The following is a 1,543-nucleotide window of genomic DNA, read 5'->3' as shown; positions in this document are numbered from 1 at the left end:
CGAACGCCGCTGCCTCCTTTCGCGGTCAGACTCAACTTGCGCGGCACCAGCCGACGCGGGCCAGCCGACGGGAAGCCGGCGCGTTCGGCCGCCAGCGTTTCCCGAAAGCGGACATCGCGGCCTTCTCGCCGCAGACCTACCCCGAATGACTGCCCCAGCCGATGTTGCAACATTCACTGTCGCCGATGGAATGGCCTCTTACCGAGGCGGATTCAGCCGGTGGAATGTCTGGGCAATCGAGTGCGCGAATGACGGCTCCTGGCCGATACTGTTGAAAAAGTCGCTGACCGTCTTTCTAGCGAGGTTTTCAGGGGTATTCTTACCCTTGACCGGCATCCGCGAGCGGTTTGTAGGCCGATCTGAGAGGCCGATTTTTTTGCGAGCAGGTCGCAAAAACTATGCGGCGACTTTTTCAACACTATCGGCCGGACAGCGACGTTCGCGATCGGCCGATTCGACCCAGCCCCCTGCAAAAGCCGATAACGGAATGCGACGACCGAAACAATCTCAGTCCCGTGGTGCTCAGCGATCAACTTGTGCGATTTCTGCCAAAACACACGATTATGGAGGTCACGAGCGGCGCTAACAGCACCTCGGCCCATTGCGACTGTATTTCCGATCGATGGCCCCGATGAAGAACTCACGTCGCGACAGCAGCGGATCGCACGGGTGGCGCGAGGCCATGTGCTCAATATAGCGTTCATAGTCCGGGATGCCGAACATCTGCGCGCAGGCTCCGCGCATGGTGCGCGCAAGCTCCGATAGCCGTGTCCCCAGTGCGTTGCTCACGGCCCCGGCGTTCGCGCCCCGAACTGGCACCGCCGCGAGTTTGCCATTGAAGATCGTTTTCATGATCAAGCCCCCTTGGCGCGCACAACAACAGGCGTCTCGTTGACAGTGGGCTGTGCCTGCCGCAGCGCCCGCAAGCAGATCGTGACGGCGAAGACGCACATCGCCAGCACCAGCACGACAAAGAAGCCGCAGACCACCGCATCCAGATAGTTGTTGAAGGCGACCCGCTGCATTTCCGCAATCGACTTGGCGGGAGCGAGTACGGTCCCCTGTGCGGCGGCGTCACTGAACTTGTTCGCCAGCGCGAGGAAGCCGATACGCGGGTCGCTATGGAAGATCTTCTGGATGCCTGCAGTGAGCGTGGTAATGAGGAGCCACGCTGTCGGCACCAACGTCACCCAGATGTAGCGCTCGCGCTTCATCTTCACCAGGACGCTCGTGCAGAGCAGCAGGGCAATGCCGGCGAGCATCTGGTTGCCCACTCCGAAAAGCTGCCAGAGTGTGTTGATGCCCCCGAGCGGATCGACCACGCCCTGATAGAGAAAGTAGCCCCAGGCTGCCACGCAGAGGCCGGTGCCCAGCAGGTTCGCGGGCAGCAGCTGGGTGTCGCCGAGCGGCCGATAGACATGGCCTAGCATGTCCTGGATCATGAAGCGGCCGACCCGCGTGCCGGCGTCTACGGCTGTCAGGATGAACAGCGCCTCGAACAGGATAGCGAAGTGATACCAGAAGGCCTCCATGGTCTGACCGC

General features: G+C 61.4%; 2 protein-coding genes. Both read right to left on the bottom strand.

Features of this window, described 5'->3' with window-relative positions; genetic code table 11:
* Window positions 1-582: 582 nt before the first annotated feature.
* Window positions 583-852, bottom strand: a complete 270-nt coding sequence (locus PQR02_RS40355) for a YbdD/YjiX family protein (protein ID WP_408243373.1) — start codon at window positions 850-852, stop codon at window positions 583-585.
* 2 nt (window positions 853-854) lie between these two features.
* On the bottom strand, window positions 855-1,543 hold a 689-nt coding region (locus PQR02_RS40350), incomplete at its 5' end, for a carbon starvation CstA family protein (RefSeq protein ID WP_408243372.1).

It is taken from the genome of Paraburkholderia sediminicola (assembly GCF_046026895.1).
In the GTDB taxonomy this organism is placed as follows: domain Bacteria; phylum Pseudomonadota; class Gammaproteobacteria; order Burkholderiales; family Burkholderiaceae; genus Paraburkholderia; species Paraburkholderia sediminicola_C.
Note: the sequence above shows the minus strand (reverse complement) of the source record. Positions and strands in the feature narration are given on the sequence as shown.